The 21,763-nt window shown below is 71.4% G+C and carries 19 protein-coding genes; 12 read left to right on the top strand and 7 right to left on the bottom strand.

Going from position 1 to position 21,763, the window contains the following annotated elements:
• Positions 1 to 154: 154 nt before the first annotated feature.
• Positions 155 to 1,522 carry a cytochrome P450 gene (locus ABTZ03_RS15035; RefSeq protein ID WP_350513371.1) on the bottom strand — a complete coding sequence of 456 codons (1,368 nt, stop codon included), beginning with the start codon at positions 1,520 to 1,522 and terminating at the stop codon, positions 155 to 157.
• A 159-nt stretch (positions 1,523 to 1,681) separates the two neighbouring features.
• The gene (locus ABTZ03_RS15030) at positions 1,682 to 2,749 is read right to left on the bottom strand and encodes an RNA ligase (ATP) (RefSeq protein ID WP_350513370.1); all 1,068 of its coding nucleotides are present in this window, start codon (positions 2,747 to 2,749) and stop codon (positions 1,682 to 1,684) included.
• A gap of 402 nt (positions 2,750 to 3,151) precedes the next feature.
• On the opposite strand from ABTZ03_RS15030, the gene modA reads away from it, so the two are divergent.
• The 3 genes from modA to ABTZ03_RS15015 all read left to right on the top strand — a co-directional run bounded on the left by modA (position 3,152) and on the right by ABTZ03_RS15015 (position 6,083).
• Positions 3,152 to 4,006 (top strand): molybdate ABC transporter substrate-binding protein, encoded by an 855-nt coding sequence (modA, locus tag ABTZ03_RS15025; protein WP_350513369.1) that lies wholly within the window; start codon positions 3,152 to 3,154, stop codon positions 4,004 to 4,006.
• A gap of 128 nt (positions 4,007 to 4,134) precedes the next feature.
• Entirely contained in the window at positions 4,135 to 4,965 is an 831-nt protein-coding gene (locus ABTZ03_RS15020; RefSeq protein WP_350513451.1) for an ABC transporter permease, read from the top strand.
• A gap of 17 nt (positions 4,966 to 4,982) precedes the next feature.
• Positions 4,983 to 6,083 carry an ABC transporter ATP-binding protein gene (locus ABTZ03_RS15015; protein WP_350513368.1) on the top strand — a complete coding sequence of 367 codons (1,101 nt, stop codon included), beginning with the start codon at positions 4,983 to 4,985 and terminating at the stop codon, positions 6,081 to 6,083.
• A 49-nt stretch (positions 6,084 to 6,132) separates the two neighbouring features.
• Here ABTZ03_RS15015 and ABTZ03_RS15010 read toward each other — a convergent pair whose 3' ends face one another.
• Positions 6,133 to 6,840, bottom strand: coding sequence for a response regulator transcription factor (locus ABTZ03_RS15010; RefSeq protein WP_502894473.1), 708 nt, complete (start codon positions 6,838 to 6,840; stop codon positions 6,133 to 6,135).
• The gene (locus ABTZ03_RS15005) at positions 6,837 to 8,228 is read right to left on the bottom strand and encodes a sensor histidine kinase (RefSeq protein WP_350513367.1); all 1,392 of its coding nucleotides are present in this window, start codon (positions 8,226 to 8,228) and stop codon (positions 6,837 to 6,839) included. Before ABTZ03_RS15005 ends, ABTZ03_RS15010 begins: the two co-directional genes overlap by 4 nt.
• A 181-nt stretch (positions 8,229 to 8,409) precedes the next feature.
• On the opposite strand from ABTZ03_RS15005, the gene ABTZ03_RS15000 reads away from it, so the two are divergent.
• Genes ABTZ03_RS15000 through ABTZ03_RS14990 form a run of 3 tightly spaced genes read left to right on the top strand, consistent with a single transcriptional unit; the run spans position 8,410 to position 10,839 of the window.
• Entirely contained in the window at positions 8,410 to 9,327 is a 918-nt protein-coding gene (locus tag ABTZ03_RS15000) for an ABC transporter ATP-binding protein (RefSeq protein ID WP_350513366.1), read from the top strand.
• Positions 9,324 to 10,058 carry an ABC transporter permease gene (locus tag ABTZ03_RS14995; protein WP_350513365.1) on the top strand — a complete coding sequence of 245 codons (735 nt, stop codon included), beginning with the start codon at positions 9,324 to 9,326 and terminating at the stop codon, positions 10,056 to 10,058. Before ABTZ03_RS15000 ends, ABTZ03_RS14995 begins: the two co-directional genes overlap by 4 nt.
• A 34-nt stretch (positions 10,059 to 10,092) precedes the next feature.
• Positions 10,093 to 10,839: a hypothetical protein gene (locus ABTZ03_RS14990; RefSeq protein ID WP_350513364.1), complete on the top strand. Its 747-nt coding sequence runs from the start codon at positions 10,093 to 10,095 to the stop codon at positions 10,837 to 10,839.
• 326 nt (positions 10,840 to 11,165) lie between these two features.
• Here the strand turns inward: ABTZ03_RS14990 and ABTZ03_RS14985 are convergent, their stop codons facing one another.
• Both ABTZ03_RS14985 and ABTZ03_RS14980 read right to left on the bottom strand, forming a co-directional pair.
• Positions 11,166 to 11,531 carry a hypothetical protein gene (locus tag ABTZ03_RS14985; RefSeq protein ID WP_350513363.1) on the bottom strand — a complete coding sequence of 122 codons (366 nt, stop codon included), beginning with the start codon at positions 11,529 to 11,531 and terminating at the stop codon, positions 11,166 to 11,168.
• A 120-nt stretch (positions 11,532 to 11,651) separates the two neighbouring features.
• Positions 11,652 to 12,134, bottom strand: a complete 483-nt coding sequence (locus ABTZ03_RS14980; RefSeq protein WP_502894472.1) for a phage tail sheath subtilisin-like domain-containing protein — start codon at positions 12,132 to 12,134, stop codon at positions 11,652 to 11,654.
• A 617-nt stretch (positions 12,135 to 12,751) separates the two neighbouring features.
• Here ABTZ03_RS14980 and ABTZ03_RS14975 point away from each other — a divergent pair.
• The 6 genes from ABTZ03_RS14975 (at position 12,752) to pcaB (ending at position 20,883) form a co-directional block, all read left to right on the top strand.
• Positions 12,752 to 13,939, top strand: a complete 1,188-nt coding sequence (locus ABTZ03_RS14975) for a CapA family protein (RefSeq protein WP_350513361.1) — start codon at positions 12,752 to 12,754, stop codon at positions 13,937 to 13,939.
• Between the two features lie 28 nt (positions 13,940 to 13,967).
• Positions 13,968 to 14,849: a ThiF family adenylyltransferase gene (locus ABTZ03_RS14970; protein ID WP_350513360.1), complete on the top strand. Its 882-nt coding sequence runs from the start codon at positions 13,968 to 13,970 to the stop codon at positions 14,847 to 14,849.
• The gene (locus ABTZ03_RS14965) at positions 14,840 to 15,853 is read left to right on the top strand and encodes an aspartate carbamoyltransferase (protein WP_350513359.1); all 1,014 of its coding nucleotides are present in this window, start codon (positions 14,840 to 14,842) and stop codon (positions 15,851 to 15,853) included. The genes ABTZ03_RS14970 and ABTZ03_RS14965 overlap by 10 nt, the downstream gene beginning before the upstream one ends.
• 116 nt (positions 15,854 to 15,969) lie before the next feature.
• Positions 15,970 to 17,349: an FAD-binding oxidoreductase gene (locus tag ABTZ03_RS14960; protein WP_350513358.1), complete on the top strand. Its 1,380-nt coding sequence runs from the start codon at positions 15,970 to 15,972 to the stop codon at positions 17,347 to 17,349.
• A gap of 38 nt (positions 17,350 to 17,387) precedes the next feature.
• Positions 17,388 to 19,376 (top strand): FAD/NAD(P)-binding protein, encoded by a 1,989-nt coding sequence (locus ABTZ03_RS14955; RefSeq protein WP_350513357.1) that lies wholly within the window; start codon positions 17,388 to 17,390, stop codon positions 19,374 to 19,376.
• 73 nt (positions 19,377 to 19,449) lie between these two features.
• The gene (gene pcaB, locus ABTZ03_RS14950) at positions 19,450 to 20,883 is read left to right on the top strand and encodes a 3-carboxy-cis,cis-muconate cycloisomerase (protein ID WP_350513356.1); all 1,434 of its coding nucleotides are present in this window, start codon (positions 19,450 to 19,452) and stop codon (positions 20,881 to 20,883) included.
• 50 nt (positions 20,884 to 20,933) lie between these two features.
• On the opposite strand, the gene ABTZ03_RS14945 is transcribed toward pcaB, so the two are convergent.
• Positions 20,934 to 21,704 carry an ArsR/SmtB family transcription factor gene (locus tag ABTZ03_RS14945; RefSeq protein WP_350513355.1) on the bottom strand — a complete coding sequence of 257 codons (771 nt, stop codon included), beginning with the start codon at positions 21,702 to 21,704 and terminating at the stop codon, positions 20,934 to 20,936.
• Positions 21,705 to 21,763 lie beyond the last annotated feature (59 nt).

Here is a 21,763-nt window from a genome sequence, read left to right as displayed (position 1 = left end):
GGCGGCCGAAGATCGGCACCCGATGCCCGACGCCCGACGGCAGCGAACAACAAACAGTGAACAACAAACAGAAAACGGATAACAGATGTTGAAATCTGTTATCCGTTCGCTGAAATCTGTCAGCTGAAATCCGTCAGCTGTCCGCTGTCAGCCGTCAGTCGACCGCCGTCACCCGCACCCGCATCGCGCTCGCCGCCCGGAGCGTGATGCCCTGCGCCAGCGCCACCCGCCGGTCCACCACCTCGACGTCGAAGTCCCGCAGCAGCACCCCGAGGGTCAGCACCGACTCCAGCATCGAGAAGTGCTGCCCGATGCACGCCCGCGGCCCGCCTCCGAACGGGAACCAGGCGTACCGGTGCCGGGCCTTCTCCTCCTCCGGCAGGAACCGGTCCGGGTCGAAGCGCTCCGGGTCCGGCCAGTGCCCCGGGTGCCGCTGGGTGACCAGCGGCGCGACCACGAGCTGCGCCCCCGCCGGAATGACGTGCCCGTCGATGACGGTCTCCTCGACCGCCCGCCGCCCGATCAGCGCCGCCGCCGGGAAGAGCCGCATCGCCTCCTTGAGCACCCGGGTGAGGTACGGCAGCCGCTCCAGGTCCGCCGCCGTGGGCGCCCGCCCGGCCAGGACGGTCCGCGCCTCCTCCTGGGCGAGCTTGCGCTGCTCCGGGTGCTTGGCCAGCAGGTGCAGCGCGAAGGCCAGCGAGGTGGCCGTGGTCTCGTGCCCGGCGAGCAGGAACACCAGGACCTGGTCCCGGAGTTCGTCCGCGTCCAGCTGCTCGCCGTCGTCGCCGCGGGCCCGTCCGAGCAGGGTCAGCAGGTCGTCCGCGTCCTCGTCGCCACCGCCCCTCATGGCCCGCTCGGCGATGATCCGGTCGCAGATCCCGTACAGCGCCCGCTGGGCCTCGGCGCCGCGCCGGTTGCCCGGCGTCGGCCAGGTGCGCGGCAGCCGGACCGGTGCGAAGCCGCGTTCCATGATGTACTCGCCGATCACCGGGAAGCTGCGGTTGATCACCTCCACCGCCTCGTCCACATCGGCCCCGAAGAGGATCCGGGCGACCGCGCGCAGCGCGAACCGGGACATCTCCTCCGACGCGTCCACCACCCCGCCCGGCACCGCCCGCCAGCGCTCGGCGAGCGCCTGCGCCTCCTGCGCCAGCGCGTCCGCGTACCCGTCCACCCGGCGCCGGGTGAACAGCGGCTGGATCAGTCTGCGCTGACGCTGGTAGTCGGTGTCCTGGCTGGTCAGCAGCCCGTTGCCGACGCTGCTCCGCAGTTCGTCGTAGAAGTTGTTCTCCTTGCGGAAGTTCGCCGCCTCGCTGCCCAGCACCTGGTGGGCGCCCTCGGGCGAGAACACCCCGTAGAACTCCATCCGCAGCCCGGGCGGCCCGACCACGAAGCGCACCACGTCCCCGTGGTCGCGCCGGGCCGCGAGGTAGGTGCGCAGCGGCCGGCGGGTGAGCTCGAAGAGCGAACCGACCAGGGGGTTCCCGGCCGGTCCGGGTATGACGGCGGTGGTGGCGGCCATCGGCACTCCTTCCGGACGTCCTCGGCGCTGGCTGCGCTTGGTGACCCCTCAACCTTACTGACGGGTATTCAGCCGAGGAAGCGTCGGGAGGCCGCGCACCCGGGAAAGCGCGCGCCCATGAGGGCGCGCGCCGGGGAGAGCCACGCGCCCGCGGCGGACTCACTCGTACTCGGTGCCGCCCTTGCGGGTCAGGTACGCGTCGCCGACTACCTTGGCGATCGCCCGCCCGCCCAGCAGCGGGCTCCAGCGCTCGACCACCGGCCGGACCACCACCCCCTCGCGCAGGTGGAGTTCGCGCCCGGAGTGGGCCTCCTTCCCCTGCGCGTGGGCCAGCACCGTCGCGGTGTCGAACGGCCCGCGCCACAGCTCGGTCACCAACGGCAGTTCGCCGTCCAGCAGTTCGGCGGCCGACAGCCAGTGCAGCTGTCCGGCCACCACGGCCGAGACGTCGAAGGCCGCGTAGCCGGGGCGTTCGGTGCGCGCGGAGGCGCCGTACGTGAGGTCCTGCACGCCCTCGCCGAACACCTCGCCGAAGATGCCGACCCGCTCGGCGCCCAACCGTTCGGCCAACCGGGCCGCCACCGCCGGGATGTCGTACGCGTGCACCGCCCGCCAGTACAGGTTGCGCTCGTCCTCGACCAGCGCCAGTCCCTGCGCACCGATCCCCTTGGACGAGACCTGCAGCTCGCCGGTGGCGGCGGTGTAGGTGACCAGGCAGCAACTGCCGTGCAGCTTCTCGGTCAGCACCACGGGCTCGCCGGGCTCGAAGACGTCGGGGTGGCGCTTGAGGTTCTCGATGTCCACCCAGGGCAGCAGGTCCGGTGCGCTGACCACGTCCCCGCTCATCGACGTCGGCACCGGCGGCTGCCACTTGACGATCCCGAGCAGCTCGGCGAAGTCCTCGTCGCGCCCGGCGGCCGCGGCCAAGTCGGTGTCGGTCAGCGCGCCGGGCCGGCAGACGATGCCCTGCGACAGTTCCCCACGCAGCCGGACCGCCTTCACCCGGTTCGCCCGGGAGCCGGCCAGCTTGCCGGTCAGGCCGAGCTCACCGATCAACTCCTCGGGGAGGACGGCCTGTTCGGGGATGTAGACGGCGTGGTCGCCGGTCCGGTACATCCCCTTCGCGACCACCGCCCGGTAGAGGCCGACCTGCGCCAGCTCCAGGGCGTCGGCGTTCGGGTGCTCCAGGATGACCAGTCGCTCGGCGGTGACGCGCAGCGTGGACATGGGCGGACTCCTCCCCGTGGATCCGTTCGGATCGACCAGTGGGCCCGGGCGGCCGACACCCGGCCGCACCTACGGGCTGCGCCCACTCTGACCTCTCGACCGGCCGGAACGCGACGGGTTTTCCACCGGCTCCGCCCGCACAGCCCGCGCCAGCCCGCGCCAACCCCGCGAACCCCGCGAACCCCGCGAACCCCGCCAACCCCGCGAACGCCGCCAACCCCCGGACGATCCGTGCACGTTTGAGCCTTCGCACAGCGGCCGCGAGCCCCCTGCCCCACCTCCGCTGTGCGATGCGACAGAGGATTTATCGCTCGCATCTGCGGCACTATGATCGCCGTAATGGCCGCACCTGCAACCACACCCCCGCGCCGCTCCCGGCGCGAACCCTGGAGGGCAAGCCCGATGAGCACCCGCACCACCGCCTCCCGCCGACTCGCCGCGGCCACCGCCGCGGTCCTCGTCCTCGGCCTCGGTGCCACCGCCTGCAACAGCGACGACGGCAAGTCCTCCGGCTCCGCCGCCTCGGCCGCCACCACCGGCGCGACCTCCGCCGCCGACGGCTCGGGCGCCGTCCCCAAGGCCAAGGGCGGCATCACCGTGTTCGCCGCCGCCTCGCTCAAGGAGACGTTCACCGAGCTCGGCAAGAAGTTCGAGGCCGCCAACCCGGGCACCAAGGTCACGTTCAACTTCGGCGGCAGCTCCGCCCTCGCCACCAGCATCAACTCCGGTGCCCCGGCGGACGTCTTCGCCGCCGCCAGCCCGGCCACCATGAAGACGGTCACCGACGCGGGCGGCGCCACCGGCCAGCCGACCACCTTCGTCCGGAACACCCTCACCATCGCGGTGCCCAAGGGCAACCCCAAGCACATCGCGGGCCTGAAGGACCTCACCGGCTCCGGCGTCAAGGTCGCGCTGTGCGCGAAGGAGGTGCCGTGCGGGGCGGCCGCCCTGACCGCGCTGAAGGCCGCCGACCTCAACCTCACCCCGGTCACCCTGGAGCAGGACGTCAAGGGCGCGCTCACCAAGGTCGAACTCGGCGAGGTCGACGCCTCGCTGGTGTACAAGACCGATGTGCAGTCCGATGCTGCGAAGATCGACGGCGTGGACTTCCCCGAGGCCGCCAAGGCCGTGAACGACTACCCGATCGCCGCGCTCGCCAAGGCGCCGAACAAGGACGGCGCGGCCGCCTTCGTGGCGTACGTCCGGTCGCCCGAGGCCAAGCAGGTGCTGACCGCGGCGGGCTTCCAGGCACCGTGAACGACGGCACCACTGGCCGCGCCCCGGACCCCGGCACCGGGCCGGACCAGCACCAGGACCACGGCCACGGCCACGGCCACGGCCGGGACCACCGCACCGACCCGGCGCCGGCCGGACCCGCGAAGCCCCTGCCGCGCCGCCGGAACACGCGGCCCCGGAACACGCGGCGCCGCCCGGGATCGCAGCGGGTCCCGGTCGCGCTGCTGCTCCCGGCGCTGCTCGGCCTGGCGTTCCTGATCCTCCCGCTGGTCGGACTGCTGGTCCGGGCGCCCTGGAGCGGCCTGTCCGAGCAACTCACCAGCACCGCCGTCTGGGACGCCCTGCGGCTGTCGCTGGTCTGCGCGACGGCCGCCACCGCGGTCTCGCTGGTCCTCGGCGTCCCGCTGGCCTGGCTGCTCGCGCGCACCGAGCTGCCCGGCCGGCGGGTGATCCGGGCGCTGGTCACCCTGCCGCTGGTGCTGCCGCCGGTGGTGGGCGGGGTGGCGCTGCTGCTGGTGCTGGGACGGCGCGGGATCGTCGGCTCCTGGCTGGACTCGGCCTTCGGCATCACCCTGCCCTTCACCACCACCGGCGTGGTGATCGCCGAGGCCTTCGTGGCGATGCCCTTCCTGGTGATCAGCGTCGAGGGCGCGCTGCGGGCGGCCGACCCCCGGTACGAGGAGGCGGCCGCGACCCTGGGCGCCTCCCGGCTGACCGCGTTCCGCCGGGTCACCCTGCCGATGATCGCCCCGGGGATCGCCGCCGGCGCCGTGCTGGCCTGGGCGCGGGCGCTGGGCGAGTTCGGTGCGACGATCACCTTCGCGGGCAACTTCCCGGGCCGCACCCAGACCATGCCGCTGGCCGTCTACCTGGCCATGGAGTCCGACCCGGAGGCCGCGATCGCGCTGTCGCTGGTACTGCTGGTGGTCTCCGTCGCCGTGCTGGTCGGGCTGCGCGACCGCTGGATGTCGACCCCGTGACCGAGGACGCCGAACCGATGAAGCCACCGACCGCCACCGGCGCCCCCACCGGCACCGGCACCGGCACCGCCCTCGACGCCCGCCTGCGGGTCGACCGCGCGGCCTTCGCCCTCGACCTGGCGCTCACCGCAGCCCCCGGCGAGGTGGTCGCACTGCTCGGCCCGAACGGCGCGGGCAAGTCCACCGCCCTGCGCGCCCTGGCCGGCCTGCTCCCGCTCACCGGCGGCCACCTGCGCCTGGACGGCCGCGTCCTGGAGGACCCGGCCCGACGCCTGCACACCCCCGCCGAACAGCGGCCGGTCGGCGTGGTGTTCCAGGACTACCTGCTGTTCCCGCACCTCAGCGCGCTCGACAACGTCGCCTTCGGCCCGCGCTGTCAGGGCCGCCCCAAGCGCGAGGCCCGGGCCGAGGCGGCGGCCTGGCTGGAGCGGATGGGCCTGGCCGGGCACGCCTCGGTGCGCCCCGGCCGGCTCTCCGGCGGCCAGGCCCAGCGGGTGGCGCTCGCCCGGGCCCTGGCCGTCCGCCCCCGACTGCTGCTGCTGGACGAACCGCTGGCCGCCCTGGACGCCCGCACCCGGCTCGACGTACGGTCCCAACTGCGGCGCCATCTGGCCGAGTTCGAGGCCGTCGCGGTGCTGGTGACGCACGATCCGCTGGACGCGATGGTGCTGGCCGACCGGCTGGTGGTGATCGAGGACGGTCGGGAGGTGCAGTCCGGCAGCCCGGCCGAGGTCGCCCGTCGGCCGCGCACCGACTACATCGCCCGCCTGGTCGGCCTGAACCTCTACCAGGGCCGGGCCGAGGGCACCCTGGTCACGCTCCCGGACGGCACCGTCCTGACCACCGCCGAGGAGCTGTCCGGCCCGGCCTTCGTGGCCTTCCCGCCCTCGGCCGTCACCCTGTACCGGGAGCGGCCGCAGTCCAGCGCCCGCAACCTGTGGCGGGCCGAGATCGCCGGGCTGGACCTGCACGGCGACCAGGTCCGCGCCGAACTCACCGGCACCCTGCCGATGGCCGCCGACCTCACCCCCGCCGCCGTCGCCGAACTGGGACTGGCCCCGGGCGCGACGGTCTGGGCCTCGGTCAAGGCCACCCAGACCCACGCCTACCCGGCCTGACCCGGCCCGCTCCTGCCCCTGCCTTCCGAGGCGGCCCCGGAACGGCTCGCTACTCCGCCGGCTCGACGAACCCCGACTCGTACGCGGCGATCACCGCCTGGGTGCGGTCCCGCGCGCCGAGCTTCGCCAGCACACTGCTGACGTGCGTCTTCACCGTCTGCACCCCGAGCACCAGTCGCTCGGCGATCTCCCCGTTGCTGAGCCCGCGCGCCATCAGCCGCAGCACCTCGGCCTCGCGCCCGGTCAGCGCCGCCCGGTCCATCGCCGCGCGGGCGGCCGGGTTGCCGTGGGTGGCGGCCAGCCGGCGGATCGCGGCCGGGAACAGCAGCGACTCGCCGGCCGCCGCCAGCCGTACCGCGTGGACGATCTCGGCCGGCCGGGAGCGCTTCAGCAGGAAGCCGTCGGCGCCCGCGCGCAGCGCCTGGTAGACGTAGTCGTCGTTCTCGAAGGTGGTGATGACCAGGATCTTCGGCGGCCGCTCCCCGGCCGCGCCGGGGCGCAGCAGTTCGCGGGTGGCCGCCAGACCGTCCAGGACGGGCATCCGGACGTCCATCAGCACCACGTGCGGCCGCAGCGCGCGGGCCAGGGCGAGCGCCTGCGCCCCGTCGGCCGCCTCGCCGACCACCCGCAGGTCGCCCTGGGCCTCCAGCACGGCCCGCAGCCCGGCCCGGACCAGTTCCTCGTCGTCGGCGAGCAGGATCTCGATCACGCCCGGCACGCCCCCCGTCCGACCGCCGCCCGCAAGATCATTCGTCACGAGCCCAAGCGTAGGGGCAGCCGCACCTGGAGCACCCACTCCGCACCGTCCCCGGCCTGCGGACCACCGACCGCACCGGCGGCCGAACCGCCGGCCGAACCGGCACCCGCACCCGGGACCGACCCGGACGGTCCCGCCACGGCCTCGCCGCCGAGCAGCACGGCCCGCTCCCGGATCCCGCGCAGGCCCTTGCCACCCTTGCGCGCACCACCGGTCCGCCCCGGCACCGCCACCAGCCGGTTGGCGCAGCGCAGCTCCAACTGCCCGTCCCGGACGGCGATCCGGACCCCGACCGGTTCGCCGGGCGCGTACTTGAGCGCGTTGGTGACGCCCTCCTGGACGATCCGGTAGGACTCGCGCGAGAGCACCCCGGGCACGGCCCCGGCCGACACCTCGATCCGTGCCTCGACCGGGCTGCCCGCCGCCCGGGCGGTGTCGAACAGTGCGGGCAGCTGGTCGATCCCGGGCTGCTCGGTGGCCGTCCCGGCACCCCCCGTCCCGGCCCCCGCCGTCCCACCGCCCATCGCGCCGATGCCCGCCGCACCCCCACCCGCACCCGCACCCGCACCCGCCGGGTCGGCCGGTCCGCCGCCCGGCCGGGTCTCGCGCAGCAGGACCAGGGTGCGTTCGAGGTCCTCCATGGCCTGCCGCCCGGTCTCCTCGATGACTTCGAGCGCCCTGGCGACGAAGGCCGGATCCCCGACCTCGCGCGCCGCGCCCGCCTGGAGGACCGTCACCGTCAGGGCGTGGCCGATGGAGTCGTGCAGCTCGCGGGCCAACCGGTTGCGCTCCAGCAGTCGTTCGGCCCGCAGTTCGGCCTCGGCCAGCCGATCCGCCGGAGAAGGCCCCAACAGCCGCTCGGCCATGGCGAGTTGGAGGCGACCGGCGCCGACCACCAGCCAGCCGTAGCCGAACAGCAGCACCGGGGCGAGCACCAGGTAGCGGGCAGCGTCCGGCCCGGTCAGCCGGTCGAAGAAGCCGGACAGGATCCCGAAGGTCGTCACGAAGCCGATCGCCGAGCCGAGCACCGTCCGCCCGATCAGCCAGCCCGCCGTGCGCCGCCGGTCGGCCCAGGTACGGGAGGGCTCGACGCCGATGTCCTCCTCCCGGTCGGGCACCAGCAGCAGTCGCGCCTGCACCCCCTCGGCCCGCCGCGCCGCCGGGATCAGCGCGACCAGCGCGAGCAGCACGACGTCCAGCACGACGGCCTTCACCACGATCTCGCCGAGGCTCCGGTGGTACGTCCCCGGGTAGATCAACAGGATCACGCCCGCGAAGATCCACCCGACCACCAGGTGCAGCAGTCGGGCATAGGTGGCACCGGCCAGCAATGGGGCGAACAGCCCGGTCGCTCCGCTGCGGATCCGGGAGGCGGTGATTCTCGGCACCGCTCCATCCTGCCAGTCCACCGGCCGTTCCCGGCTCCCCCGCGGGACTGCCCTCGGTCTCCCTCCCGGGAGGGAGACCGGTCCCCGCCGAGGCGGGATCCGCCGGACCGGCCCGCTCCGGTCGAATGGAGCCACCGCCCGACGCATCGGCGGTGACACCTGCGAGGAGGGGACGGCGGCCGTGATCGAGATCCAGGGCCTGACCAAGGAGTACGACGGCAGGCGGGTCGTCGACGACCTGTCCTTCGAGGTCCGGCCCGGCGTGGTGACCGGCTTCCTCGGCCCGAACGGCGCCGGGAAGAGCACCACCATGCGGCTGGTCCTCGGCCTGGACCGCCCCACCGCCGGACGCGCCCTGGTCGGCGGCCGACCGTACACCGAACTCGACCAGCCGCTACGGCAGGTGGGCGCGCTGCTGGACGCCCAGGCCCTGCACGGCGGCCGGACGGCGCGGGGCCACCTGCGCTGGCTCGCCGCGAGCAACGGCCTGCCGGAGCGGCGGGTCGGCGAGGTGCTCGCCCAGGTCGGGCTGGCGGAGGCGGCCGGGCGGAGGATCCGCGGCTTCTCGCTCGGGATGCGCCAACGCCTGGGCGTGGCGGCTGCCTTGCTCGGCGACCCGCCGGTGCTGCTGCTGGACGAACCGGTCAACGGCCTGGACCCGGAGGGCATTCGCTGGATCCGCACCCTGCTGCGCGACCTGGCCGCGGAGGGCCGGTCGGTACTGGTCTCCTCCCACCTGATGACCGAAATGGCCCTCACCGCCGACCACTTGGTGGTGATCGGCCGGGGTCGACTGCTGGCGGACTCGGCCACCGCCGAGTTCATCGAGCGGCACGGCCGGAGCAGGATCCGGGTCCGGGCCGTCAACCCGAGCAAGCTGGCCGCGCTGCTCGGCGCCGCGGAGCGCGGCTTCAACGCCACCGAAGTCGACGACGGAGCCTGGGAGTTGACCGGAGTCGATGCGGAGCGGATCGCCGCCCTGGCGGCCGCGAACGGCGTGGTGCTGTACGAGATCGCAGCCCAACAGGACTCGCTGGAGGAGGCGTTCATGCGGATGACCGCCGACAGCGTCGAGTACCGGACGGAGCCCGCCGGATGAACCTCGCCGCCCTCCGCGCCGAACGGATCAAGCTCACCACCCTCCGCTCGCTCTGGCTCCCGCCGCTGATCGCCGCCCTGCTCACCGGCGGTGTCACCACGGCCGTCGGGTCGATACTCGGCGGCGGCGCCGACCACACCATCACCGACGACCCCGGCGTCGGGGTCTTCTACGGGCTCAACTTCGGCCAGGCGGCCCTGGTCGCCTTCGCGGTCCTGCTGATCGGGCAGGAGTTCAACACCCGGATGATCGACGTCTCGCTCACCGCCGTCCCCCGGCGCGGCCGACTGTACGGCGCCAAGCTGGCGTTGGGCGCCCTGGTCGGGCTCGGCGCGGGCGCGGTCGGCACCGCGGGCGGCTTCGCCGGCTACGCGGCCACCGTCCCCGGAGACTGGCACGGACCCGCCTTCGTCCGGGCGGCGACCGCCGGAGTGCTCTACCCACCGTTGCTGGTGGTGCTCTGCCTCGGGGCGACCGCGATGCTGGGCAACCTCACGGCCGCCATGGGCCTGTTGGGCCCGACCGTCTTCCTGCTATCCCCGCTGCTCGCCGGCGTCCCCGGAGCCCGGGACGCTGTCCAGTTCCTGCCCGACCGGGCGGGCCAGTACGCACTGCACTACACCGACGACCCGCACACCGTGTACGGGCACTGGACCGGGCTGCTGATCATGGCGCTCTGGACGGCCCTGGCGGCGTACGGCGGCCTGTGGGCCCTGCGGCGCGCCAAGTGACCTCGAACTGCCCCCGGACGAAGGAGAGATGAGGATGAGCCTGGGCAACGCCCTGCGCGCCGAACGGATCAAGTTCACCACCCTGCCCTCGCAGTGGGCGGCCCCGCTGGCCGCCCTGGCGCTGACCGTCGGCATCACCGCGGCCGTCGGCGCCGCCGAGGGCGCCCCGGCACCGGGCTCGGGCAAGGACCCGGCCAACATGATCTACTACGGGCTGCTGTTCGGCCACGTCGCCGTGGCCTGCCTCGGAATCCTGCTGATCGGGCAGGAGTTCAACACCCGGATGATCGGCACCTCGCTCACCGCCGTCCCCGGGCGCGGCCGACTGTACGGCGCCAAGGTCACGCTGGGCGCCGGACTGGGCCTGCTGCTGGGCCTGGTCTCGACCGCCGGCTGCTTCCTCGCCGTCCGCGCCGCCGCCGACCTCGACCTCTCCACCCCCGGCCTGACGCGCAGCTTCGTCGCCGGGGTGCTCTACCACCCGATGATGGTGCTGCTCTGCCTCGGACTGACCGCGATGCTGGGCAACTTCAGCGCCGCCCTCGGCCTACTCACCCCGATGGTGTTCCTCGGCACCACCTGGCTGGGCGCGATCCCCGGTGTGCGCGAGGCCGGCCAGTTCCTCCCCGACCGCGCCGGCCTGTACGCGATGCGCACCCAGACCGAACCGGGCATCCACTACGGCCACTGGACCGGACTGCTGATCATGGCCCTCTGGACCGCCGCGGCCGTCTACGGCGGACACCGGTCGATGCAGCGCTACCAGGCCTCGGGCGGATAGCGGGCCTCAGCCCGGCGACGGCGGCGAACAGGTAACAGAAAACAGCTGACAACTTTCGAAATCTGTTATCTGTTCGCTGTCATCTGTTTGTCGTCACCTGTCTGCCGCCTTCTGCCCGCTGCTCCCACTCCCCGTCACCGCAGCGCCGGGTGCTCCGCGATCACCGTGCAGCTACCGGGGGCGATCTCCCTGCGCCCGGGTTCTGCACCCAAACCGCACCGGCCACAATCCAAGAAGATCATGAGGCAGCTGCACGGGCGAGCCGGGTTCCCCCTGCTCCGCCACCGCATCCTCCTCCAGTGATCACTACCCAGCGCTACCACCGATTACGGGACAGAGCCGAAGACCGTACAGACCCACAGCAGGCGCTGCGGGCCCAGCGGCGTGGCAGCCGGTTCATGGTCGAGCGCCGTTCGCGGTGGCTGCCGCGAATGGCGGGCGGCCACCGCGCCGCCCGGCGGTCTGGCGCGTCGGACGGAGAACAGGCCGAGAAGCCACTTCTCCGGGCTGGGGTCCGGAGAAGCGAAGAAGGTGAAGCCCCAGGCCTGCGCGGCGGCCTTGTCGAGCAGACCGGAGGAGGATCCCTGCGTGAGCTGCGCGTACTCGTCGTTGGCGACCTGCTCGGTGACGTTGCGGGCCTTCATGTACTGCTCGAACTTTGCGTAGTCGACAGGCCCGTCGCCGCCGCACATGAGGTGGGGCCCCGCCTCTGGGAGCGAGCGGACGTAGGAGGGAGCGTCTCGACCTTTTCCCGATCACCGTCTTTTCGACGATCATGAGCGTCTCTTCACGGGACACACGACCGTCACGGGTCACGTCACCGTCCTTGAGGCTGTTCCAACAGTCCTTGAAGGCGCCCTCAAGCGTCGTCGCCCGCGCCGTCGCGGTCGAGGAATGCGCTGGAAGTCATCCCAGGCGATGTATCCGTCGGTGTCGGTGTCGGTGTCGATGACGGGAAACACGTGCAGGCAGTTCACGCCCGTCGAGTTCAGGTCCCCGTTCTGTTGGTCGGTGAGGACCGTCGGGACGGACAGGACGCCGCGGAGGTTCTGGTTCGCCGGGGCTTTGAACACGCCGCGTTCGGCATCGTTGCGGGCCCAGACGCCGACGACGTGGCCGCACGGCGGTACGGTGCGGTTCGCTCTGTCGAGCCCTGGGACGGTGAGCCAGGGGTAGTACACGGTCGTGAACGCGGCACCGTCCGTGTCGGAGGACGCCAACGACCCGACGAAGACGGTGACCTCGGAGGGCTTCTCAACGGGCGGGGGTTCCAGGATCGCCAGACGGTTGCCCATCTTCGTGCAGTGCGCCACAACGGACGCGATGACCGGTATGGGCAGCCGTCGCGTCCCGGCTCCTTGTCCAGAGGTCCGGTACAGCGACCATGTGTGCCGTCCGTCAGCCCCACCGATGCCCGCGCCAACACGAAGCCCGCCAGCACGTCGGTCTCGAACCGCTCCAGTTCCTCCGCCGAGACCGGTTCCCGGTACTCGCGCAGGTCCCGCACTGCCGCCAGCGCCGACGACCCGCACCTCCTCGCCTTCGGCCAGACCGTAGATCGGTCGCACGAGCTGAGAACGCTTCAGGATTCCCGAAGTTACGCCACAGGCCGGCAGAGCACTCGAAGGGGGAAGAAGCCCCAGGCCACGGCCTCGATCAACCAGCGGGGCTCAGGAGAACTCGCGGGATATCGCACGGACGGACGGGATGGCGGACCGTCTCGCTGACCAGGTCGGCCATGCCTGCGCCGGCAACGATGAGGCCCATCGAGCGTCCACTTTAATGGATGCATTTGCGCCAACTCTCGCTTCTCCGTTCGCTGTTGTTGACGCTCAACGCAGGTTTCAGCGTATGGTGAAGCCCGCGCTCATCCACTATTGCGGATGGTGCGGTCGGAGCGGTCGAAGGGGCCATGCCACAGATGGGTGAGTTACACATCGTCGCCGTTGGGGACGTCTTCGTGCACCGCGAGGAACCGGAGGGAGCGTTTCGGCATGTCCGCAGTGTCTTTCGCAGCGCGGAGGTGACGTTCGCCAACCTGGAAGGGGTGTACAGCAACACCGGGGAGCGGGCCCCGAGCGCAGGTGTGCCGGTGATCGCGGAGCCGGCGCATGCAACGAGCATCACGGACGCCGGTATCAACGTTGTCTCGCTTGCCAACAATCACAGCCTCGACGGCGGGTCGCTCGCGCTGCTCGAGACTCGCAAGCTCATGCTGGACAGCGGAGTGGCCACCGCAGGAGCCGGTGAGAACAGTGCTGCGGCACATCGGCCTGCCGTGATCGACACCGGCCGGGGGCGGGTGGCGGTGCTGGCCTACGCCGCAGTCTTCCCTCGAGGGTACGAAGCCCGCCCAGGCGTACCCGGCCTCGCCCCGGTGCGGGCGAGCACGCTCTACTCGCCCTGGGAACAGAACGAGTGGAACCCGGGACTGCTACCCAGGGTCACCACCGTTCCGGACGAGGGTGACATCGAGGCGATGCGTGAGGACATCGCGCAGGCCCGCCAGCAGGCGGATCTGGTGGTGACGAGCTTTCACTGGGGCGACTTCACCAGGCCGTTCGTCCTGACCGATCACGAGGTGCACACCGCGCATGCCGCCATCGACGCCGGCGCGGACGCGGTGCTCGGACACCATCACCACCTGCTGCGCGGAATCGAGTTCCACCGCGGCCGTCCCATCTTCTACGGGCTGGGACACTTCGCCTTCGATCTGCCGGGACTCGAAGAACGGCTGCAGGATTCGGCCTATCTCGGACGCGGAGATGCCAGGCTTCGGCGCGAGAGTGCGCGACGCTTCGGCGAGTACCGCATCGGGGCGCGCGAAGGCTATCCGCTGTTGCCGTTCCATCCCGAGGGCAGGCTCACGGGCTTCGCCGTACTCGGATTCGGCGAGGGGAAGCTGCAGGTCGGGTTCGCCCCCTGCGTCCTCGGCCCGGACAACAGCCCTCGCCCCGTGGCGGCCTCGACTCCCGAAGGGAAGGAGGTCATCGACTACCTGGAACAGTGCTGCGAGTTCGAGGAAATCGCCACGCGCTTCGAGCGGGATGCATTCACGTTCGAGGGCGTGTCGGTTACTGCGGTCAAGCCCGAAAACTGAAATTCCACATACCAGTGAGAGGTCATCGATGTCGGAACGCAAGCGTTTTGTCGCCACGGAGACCAGCGAGCAGTACTACTGGGAGCGGGTCCGGCGCAACCTGGGCTGGCTGGGCGACACGCCGGCGGAGCAGAAGGGACGTCAGCTCAAGCTGAAGAACGCGGTCATCGGGGTCGCCGGCGTCGGCGGGATAGGCGGAGCGACCGCCGAACGCCTGGTGCGGATGGGTGTGCAGAACCTGAAGGTGGCCGACCCGGACACGTTCGAAATCTCCAACATCAACCGGCAGTTCGGCGCGACCATCGACACGGTGGGCCGCAACAAGGCCGAGGTCGTCGCCGAGGCGGTGTACAACACCACGCGGGACGTGAACATCGAGGTGTATCCCGAGGGCATCACCGAGGACACGGTGGACGAGTTCTTCGAGGGCTGCGACTACGTCCTCGACAAGATCGAGCTCTACGCGATCGAGGCTCGTTACACCCTGCACCGGGCCTTCCGTCGTTCCGAGCGGTGCCAATTCATGATGCTCACCCCTGTGTTCGGCCACCGCACGTTCTTCTTCAAGTGGACCCGCGACTCCATGACGGCGGAGGAGTACTTCGGCGTCCCCGAGGGCGAGGAGATGAACGAGAAGAACGCCGAGCAGCTCATCAGCAGGTTCATTCCGGAGATGCCGGACTACCCGGGCCGGCCCATCCTCGACGAGTGGTTCATCAAGAACCAGGAATGCCCTATCTTCGCGGGCACCCCGCCGCTCGCCCAGGGCATGCTGGCGTCCCGTCTCGGCCAGGCCATCACCGGGCTGGACCAACTGCCCGGTGCGGTGCCGCTGCCGGTCACGCCCGGGTACGCGATGCTCGACACGCAGAAATGGGTGGCGAAGACGGTGGAGGGCAAGTGGTGGTAGCCAACGGCCTCACCATCCCCGAGGCCACGCCCGACAGCCGCTCGGCCGAGCGGCCCACGCTGCCTCGGCACGCCGTGTCGCTGCGCACCTGGCGGCGCTCCGACTATGAGAGCGTCTGGGCGAGAGCGGATTGGATGCTGCGCCAGCCGCGGGAGATCGTGGCCCGGTCGGCGCCCGGCATGCTGCTCGGGGTGCTGTTCTACCAGAACAGCACCCGCACCCGGCTCAGCTTCGAGGCCGCCGCGCGCCGCATCGGCGGCTCGACCATCGGCTTCTCCGATGTCACGACCACCAGGGCCGGTGACTTCTACCGGGAGTCCCTGGAGGACACCGTGCGGGTCGTGGGCAGCTACGCCGATCTCCTGGTGCTCCGGCACACGGAGGACACCGCGGCGGAGCGAGCGGCGGCAGTGTCGCAGGTCCCCGTCATCAGCGCCGGCACCGGTGACCGGGAGCACCCGACGCAGGCCATGCTCGATCTGTGGGTACTGCACTCCAAGTTGGGTCAGCTCAAGGGCGTGACACTGGGCTATGCAGGAGATCCCACCTGTCGGCACGCGCGTTCGCTCATCCACGGGCTGGCCGCCTTCGGCGCGGCGGGCATCGTCTTCCTCGCGCCGGACGGCGCGTTGGTTCCGGACGACGTTCAACGCACCATCCGGGACACTGGGATGTCCATGGAGACAGCGGGCTCAGCGGCCGAATTGCTTCGGAAGGTCGATGCGGTCAGCATGATCCCGTTCGAGCTGTCGGACTTCCACGAGACCGCTGTGCACACCCACACCCGGTCCCACCGGCTCGATGAACGGTTTGTGTTCAACAGCGCGCTGCTCGGCCGCACGGGGACGGGCGTTCCGGTTGTACACACCGGCCCGCGCGGCCCCGAGCTGCCGCCCGAGACGGACGATCTGGCCAACGTGCACTACTTCGAGGGTGTGGCCAAGGGCGTCATTCTGCGCTCGGCACTGCTGGCGGAGCTCTTCTCCTCCCGCCGCATCCGGTAACACCTCGCCCCGCGCCGGACGGAGAGACCGAGCGTGGGCCGTACCGGGGCCCGACACCCGCTACGGCCCGCGCTCGCTTCCCTCCCCGACTCCCTCTCCGCTCTCAGGAGATCACCATGCCGGACGACCCGTTGATCGCTGCCCTGGGCGCTCGTGCCCCGCTCTCACGCGTGCTGGCCGAAAAGGACATCGCGAGCGGCTATCTGCACGACGAGGCGGCCGGAGCCCCGTTCGGGCGGGCCCGGGCGCTCGTGCTGCCGAAGGACACCCAGGAGGTCTGCGCGATCGTCGGCGCCTGCGCCGAGTTCGGAGTGCCGCTTGTGCCACGAGGTGCGGGCACGGGCCTTTCGGGTGGTGCCAACGCCGTCGACGGCTGCGTGGTGATCAGCACCGAGCGCATGAATCGGGTGCTCGAGATGGACGTGGACAACCAGACCGCCACCGTGCAGCCGGGCGTGGTCAACGATGAGCTCAATCGTGTGTGCGCCGCGCACGGGTTGTGGTATCCGCCCGACCCGGCAAGCTCCGCCTGGTCGACGATCGGGGGGAATGTGGCGACCAACGCGGGCGGGATCTGCTGCGTGAAGTACGGAGTCACCGGGGACCATGTGCTCGGCCTCGAAGCCGTCGTGGGTGACGGTACGGCGGTGCGGCTCGGCGGCCGCACCCTCAAGGGCGTGGCCGGGTACGACCTGCGCGGGCTGTTCGTCGGGTCCGAGGGCACCCTCGGAGTGATCACAGAGGTCACCGTGCGGCTCCGAAGCGCCAGGCGTCCTCCGGTGACGGCGGTCGGCTTCTTCGGCGAGCTCGCCGACGCGGGGCGGGCCGTCGCCGCGGTGGCCGCCCGCGGAGTGACACCAGCTGCCCTCGAGTTGGTCGACCGCCATTGCCTCAGGGCCGTCGACGAGTGGAAACGGACGGATATTGATCCCGGCGCCGCCGCCCTCCTGCTCGCGCGCAGCGACGCACCGCCGGGTGCGGCGGAGGAGGAAGGCAGAGTGCTGGTGGACTGCTTCAAGGGCGCCGGAGCCACCTGGGCGGACGTGTCCACCGACCCGGGCGAGTCCGAGGCGCTGTTCGAAGCCCGCAGGCTCGCCTACCCGGCGTTGGCCCGGTCAGGCCCCGTCCTGACCGAGGACGTGTGTGTGCCGCGCAGCCGGGTGCCGGAGATGTTGGCCCGCATCGCCGAAATCTCCGCCGGCTGGGAGACACCGGTGGCCAATATCGCGCACGCCGGGGACGGGAACCTGCACCCCCTGATCAGGATGCCGAGCCTGGATGCCGCTGCCATGACCAGAGCACAGCACGTCTTCGACGACATCATGGACGCGGCCATCGCACTGGGCGGAACCGTGACCGCCGAGCACGGTATCGGCTTGCTCAAGCGAGACGGAATGCGCCGCGAGATGAGCCAGGCCGTCCTGGCATTGCAGCGGAGCGTCAAAGAAGCGCTCGATCCCCGAGGAATCTTCAATCCGGGGAAGATCCTGGGCTGACGCGCCGCCCGCGGCCACGCAGAACCGAAGCAGCCATTGTGGAGGATGAGTTGGTACTCGAATTACAGGCATCGACCGCCAGGTCCATCGCGGTGGTCGGAGCCGGGCCGCGCGGATTGGCGGTCGTCGAGCGAATCTGCGCGAACGCGCCCGCGGTGACTCCTGGACGGCGCATACACGTGCACGTCATCGACCCGTTTCCCGCCGGAGCGGGTCGGGTGTGGCGGACCGACCAGGCAGGCGAGCTCCTCATGAACACGGTGGCGTCGCAGATCACCGTATTCACGGACGACTCGGTCGAGTGCGAGGGTCCGGTGGCCGTGGGGCCGAGCCTGTACGAGTGGGCGCGGTTCTTCTGGCTGCTCGCCCGAGCCGGCGAGTACGAGTTCACGGTACGGGAGGAGGCGAAACGGCTCGGGGCCGACTCGTATCCGACCCGTGCCTTCTACGGCTCCTATCTACGGTGGGCCTTCGAACGCATCGTCAACACCGCGCCGCAACAGGTCCGAGTGACGGTATGGCCGGCCAGGGCCGAGCGACTCATCGACAGCGCTGACGGGAGCCAGACCGTTGAGCTGAGCGACGGCGAGCCGATCACCGGTCTGGACGCGGTGATCCTCGCCCAGGGGCATTTGGACTGCGAGCCGACCGGGGCGGAAACAGCGCTGGCCGCCCACGCGAAGGAAGCCGGGGGCCTGTACATTCCGCCGCAGAACCCTTCGGAGGCCGACCTGTCCGGGATCTTCCCCGGAGCCGTGGTGGCGCTGCGTGGCCTCGGACTCAACTTCTTCGACTACCTCGCACTGTTGACCGAAGGGCGCGGGGGCAGCTACCGATCGCGGGGGGACCGCCTGGTCTACGAACCGTCCGGCGAGGAGCCGACACTCATCGCGGGCTCGCGCCGGGGCCTGCCTTATCACGCGCGTGGCGAGAACCAGAAGGGAGTATCCGAACGCCATCAGCCGCTGTTCCTCACCCCCGAAGTGATCGCCGGGTTCCGGCGGCGCGCCGAGGAAGGCGAGGAGGTGGAGTTCCGGCGTGATGTGTGGCCGTTGATCAGCCTGGAGGTGCAGGGGATCTACTACGCCACGCTGATCGGCCAACGCGAGTGCCGGAGCTCGGCGACCGAGTTCCTCGAGATGTACGCCATGACCGCCGGCACGGATGAGGAACCGGAGCTGCTGCGTGGTTGCGGCATCGGGGCGGAGGAGAAGTGGGGCTGGGAAGCGGTAAACCGGGCCGACGCGGGCCTGCGGTTCGAAGGGGTCGACGACTTCAACCACTGGCTGATCCGGCATCTTCGGGAGGACGCCGCACAGGCGGCGCAAGGCAATGTCACCAACCCGTACAAGGCCGCCCTCGACGTGCTGCGTGACCTGCGCAACGAAGTGCGGCTGGTCGTCGACCACCAAGGCATCACCGGCCCCTCGTACCGGGACCACCTCGACGGCTGGTACACCCCCATGAACGCCTTCCTCTCCATCGGCCCGCCCCGCAGCCGCATCGAGCAGATGGCCGCGCTGCTGGAAGCGGGTTTCCTGACCCTGGTGGGCCCCGGCATGAGGATCGTCGCCAACACCGTCGCCGGACGCTTCGACGTGGAGTCCCGGCTGACCGGTACACGGCCCCTCTCGGCGTCCGTGGTCATCGAGGCACGCCTGCCCCGGACCGACCTCCGGCGCACCCGCGATCCCCTGCTGCGCGACCTGCTCGCCTCGGGCCGCTGCCGTCCCTACCGGATCGGCTCCCCGCACGGTCCCGGCTACACGACCGGGGCCGTGGCAGTCGGCCCGCGTCCCTACCCGGTACTGGAGGCCGACGGGCGACCCCATCCCTCCCGGTACGCCTTCGGTGTACCGACCGAAGGGGTGCACTGGGTGACCGCGGCCGGCATTCGCCCCGGCGTCAACTCGGTCACACTCGCCGACGCCGACGCCATGGCCCGCGCGGCGCTCGGCGCCGTCGACAGCCGGTCCGCCGAGCGCGCCCCCTCCTCTTCCCGCCCGGAGGTGTCGTGTGACGCCTGAACGGACCGATACGGCCTCGGCAGGCCGGTGTGCCGGGGGTACCGTGGGGCTCGAAGCCGTGGACGCGGGGTTGATGGCACCGGTGCGAGCCGGTGTGCCGACCGAGGCCGCGCTGTCGGACGGTGCGTGGCTATCGGCCATGCTCGACACCGAGGTGGCCCTCGCCCGCGCCCAGGCGCAGATCGGGATGATCCCGTGGAGTTCCGCCGACTCGATCGCTGCCGCGGCCGGCAGCTGGCGGTGCGACCTGGTGTCGCTGGCCCGCCGGGCGCGCGAGGCCGCCAACCCCGTGGTCGGATTCGTGCAGGAGTTCACCCGGGAGGTGGCGCACCGGTACCCGGAGGCCGCGGACGACGTGCACCGGGGGAGCACCAGCCAGGACATCCTCGACACCGCGACCATGCTGCTCGCGGCCCGTGCCCTGGACCTGATCCTGGACGACCTGGAGCGCGTCTGCGCCGCTCTGGCGGGGTTGGCGGAGCGCCACCGCGACACCCCCATGGCCGCGCGTACCCTCACTCAGCACGCGGTGCCCACCACGTTCGGTCTGAAGGCGGCCGGATGGCTGCACGCCATCGGCGAGGAGTCCCTGCGTCTGCGGCAGGCCCGAGGTGATCTTCCGGCCCAACTCGGCGGAGCTGCAGGAACGTTGGCCGCCTACCAGGAATACGCCGAGCTGCGCGGTGTGGTGGCTCCAGGGGGCGGGTCACCCGCGCTGGAGCTGGCCTCCGCTTTCGCCGAGGAACTGGGCCTGGCGGACCCGGCGCTGCCCTGGCACACCGCCCGCGCTCCGATCGCTGCGCTCGGCGCCGAACTTGCCCTGCTCACAGGGGCGTTGGGGAAGTTCGGGACGGATGTGCTGAACCTCGCGCGGACCGAGGTCGCCGAGGCGATCGAGCCGGTGGCCGAAGGGCGCGGAGCCTCCTCCGCGATGCCGCAGAAGCGCAACCCCGTGCTGGCCACGCTCCTGGTCTCGGCCGCGTTACAAGTTCCCTCCTTTGTATCGGTGTTGATGCACTGCCTGGTGGCCGAGGACGAACGGCCCGCCGGTGCGTGGCACGCGGAGTGGCAACCGCTACGGGAGGCCCTGCGGATCGCGGGCGGTGCGGCGCACACGGCGGCGGAGCTGGCCGAGGGGCTGCTCGCCCGGCCCGCCGCCATGGCACGCAATCTGCGGCTCACCGAGGGACAACTCGTGGCCGAGCGGCTCGCCGTGCACTTGGCGGACGCGCTGGGCAAGGCCGGTGCCAAACAGCACCTGGGGAGGACAGCCGCCGCGGCCACCGAGACTGGTGTGCCTTTCAGCCGTGCGGTCCGCACCGATCCGGGCATTCTCGAGCACCTCTCTCCCGAACGGATCGAGCAGATCCTCGACCCCGCCGACTACTTGGGCGCGGCCGGTGCGCTGGTCGACCGGGCGCTCGAAGCACATCGGCTGCGCTGCCGGCGCGGTGGCGACCGACCCGCGGCCGGCTCGGACGCGAGTTTCCCCGCCCACCGACGGTGATCCGACGCGGTGCGTGCTCCGCCGGTGCTCCGGCCCCGGCCGGGGGACGATCAGGCGGCGGCGCGCGTGCGCAGGGCGTCCATCTCGATGCCCAGCCAGTCGCGGAAACCGCTCACGCCCTCGTCCGGGACCCGGATCGCCCGGCTCTTGGGCGCCTTGACGACCCAGCCGAGCTCCAGCAGCCGTTCGAGCAGTTGGGCACCCACGGCACCGGCCAGGTGATGGCGCTGCTCCGTCCAGTCCACGCAGTAGCGCACGATCGCCCTGGTCGTGAGCGGAGGCTCGACGCCCACTTCGTTCAGCACCTCCCAGCCGGAGTCGGTGACCCGGTAGGTCAGGTCCCAGCCGGGGGCGGAGAGCCGATCCCTGACCGAGTGGGCCGGGTCGTGCACGCCGTCCCCACCGATGAGGACCTTCCGCTCGATCAGCGCCCCCATGACGCTGACCCCCAGGTGGCCGGCCAAATGGTCGTAGCAGGTGCGCGCCAGACGCATGGCGCCGGCCCGGGTGTTGGAGCGCAGGGAGCGTGGTGTGAAGGGCGGGGCGAGTTTGGCAAGCGATTCCAGAGCCTGTGCGACCTCCGCCGAGGCGAGGCTGAAATAGCGGTGGCGGCCCTGCCGTCTGACTGTCAGCAGCCCGCCGTCCACCAGCTGGCCCAGATGACCGCTGACCGTGGACGGTGCCACCCCTGCCTCGGTCGCGAGCATCGTCATGGGAAGCGCCCGATTGTCCAGCAGAGCGAGCAGAATCCGGGCCCGGGTCTGGTCCCCGATCAGGGCGGCCGGAGTAAGGAAATTCGCGTCTCCCGCTAAGTCGCGCATGACTCTCCAACCCATTTGAGTGCGGTCATCGTACGCCCTCGATCCTGCCACTGTCCCGG

The organism is Kitasatospora sp. NPDC096077 (genome assembly GCF_040303245.1).
Classification (GTDB): domain Bacteria; phylum Actinomycetota; class Actinomycetes; order Streptomycetales; family Streptomycetaceae; genus Kitasatospora.
Note: the sequence above shows the minus strand (reverse complement) of the source record. Positions and strands in the feature narration are given on the sequence as shown.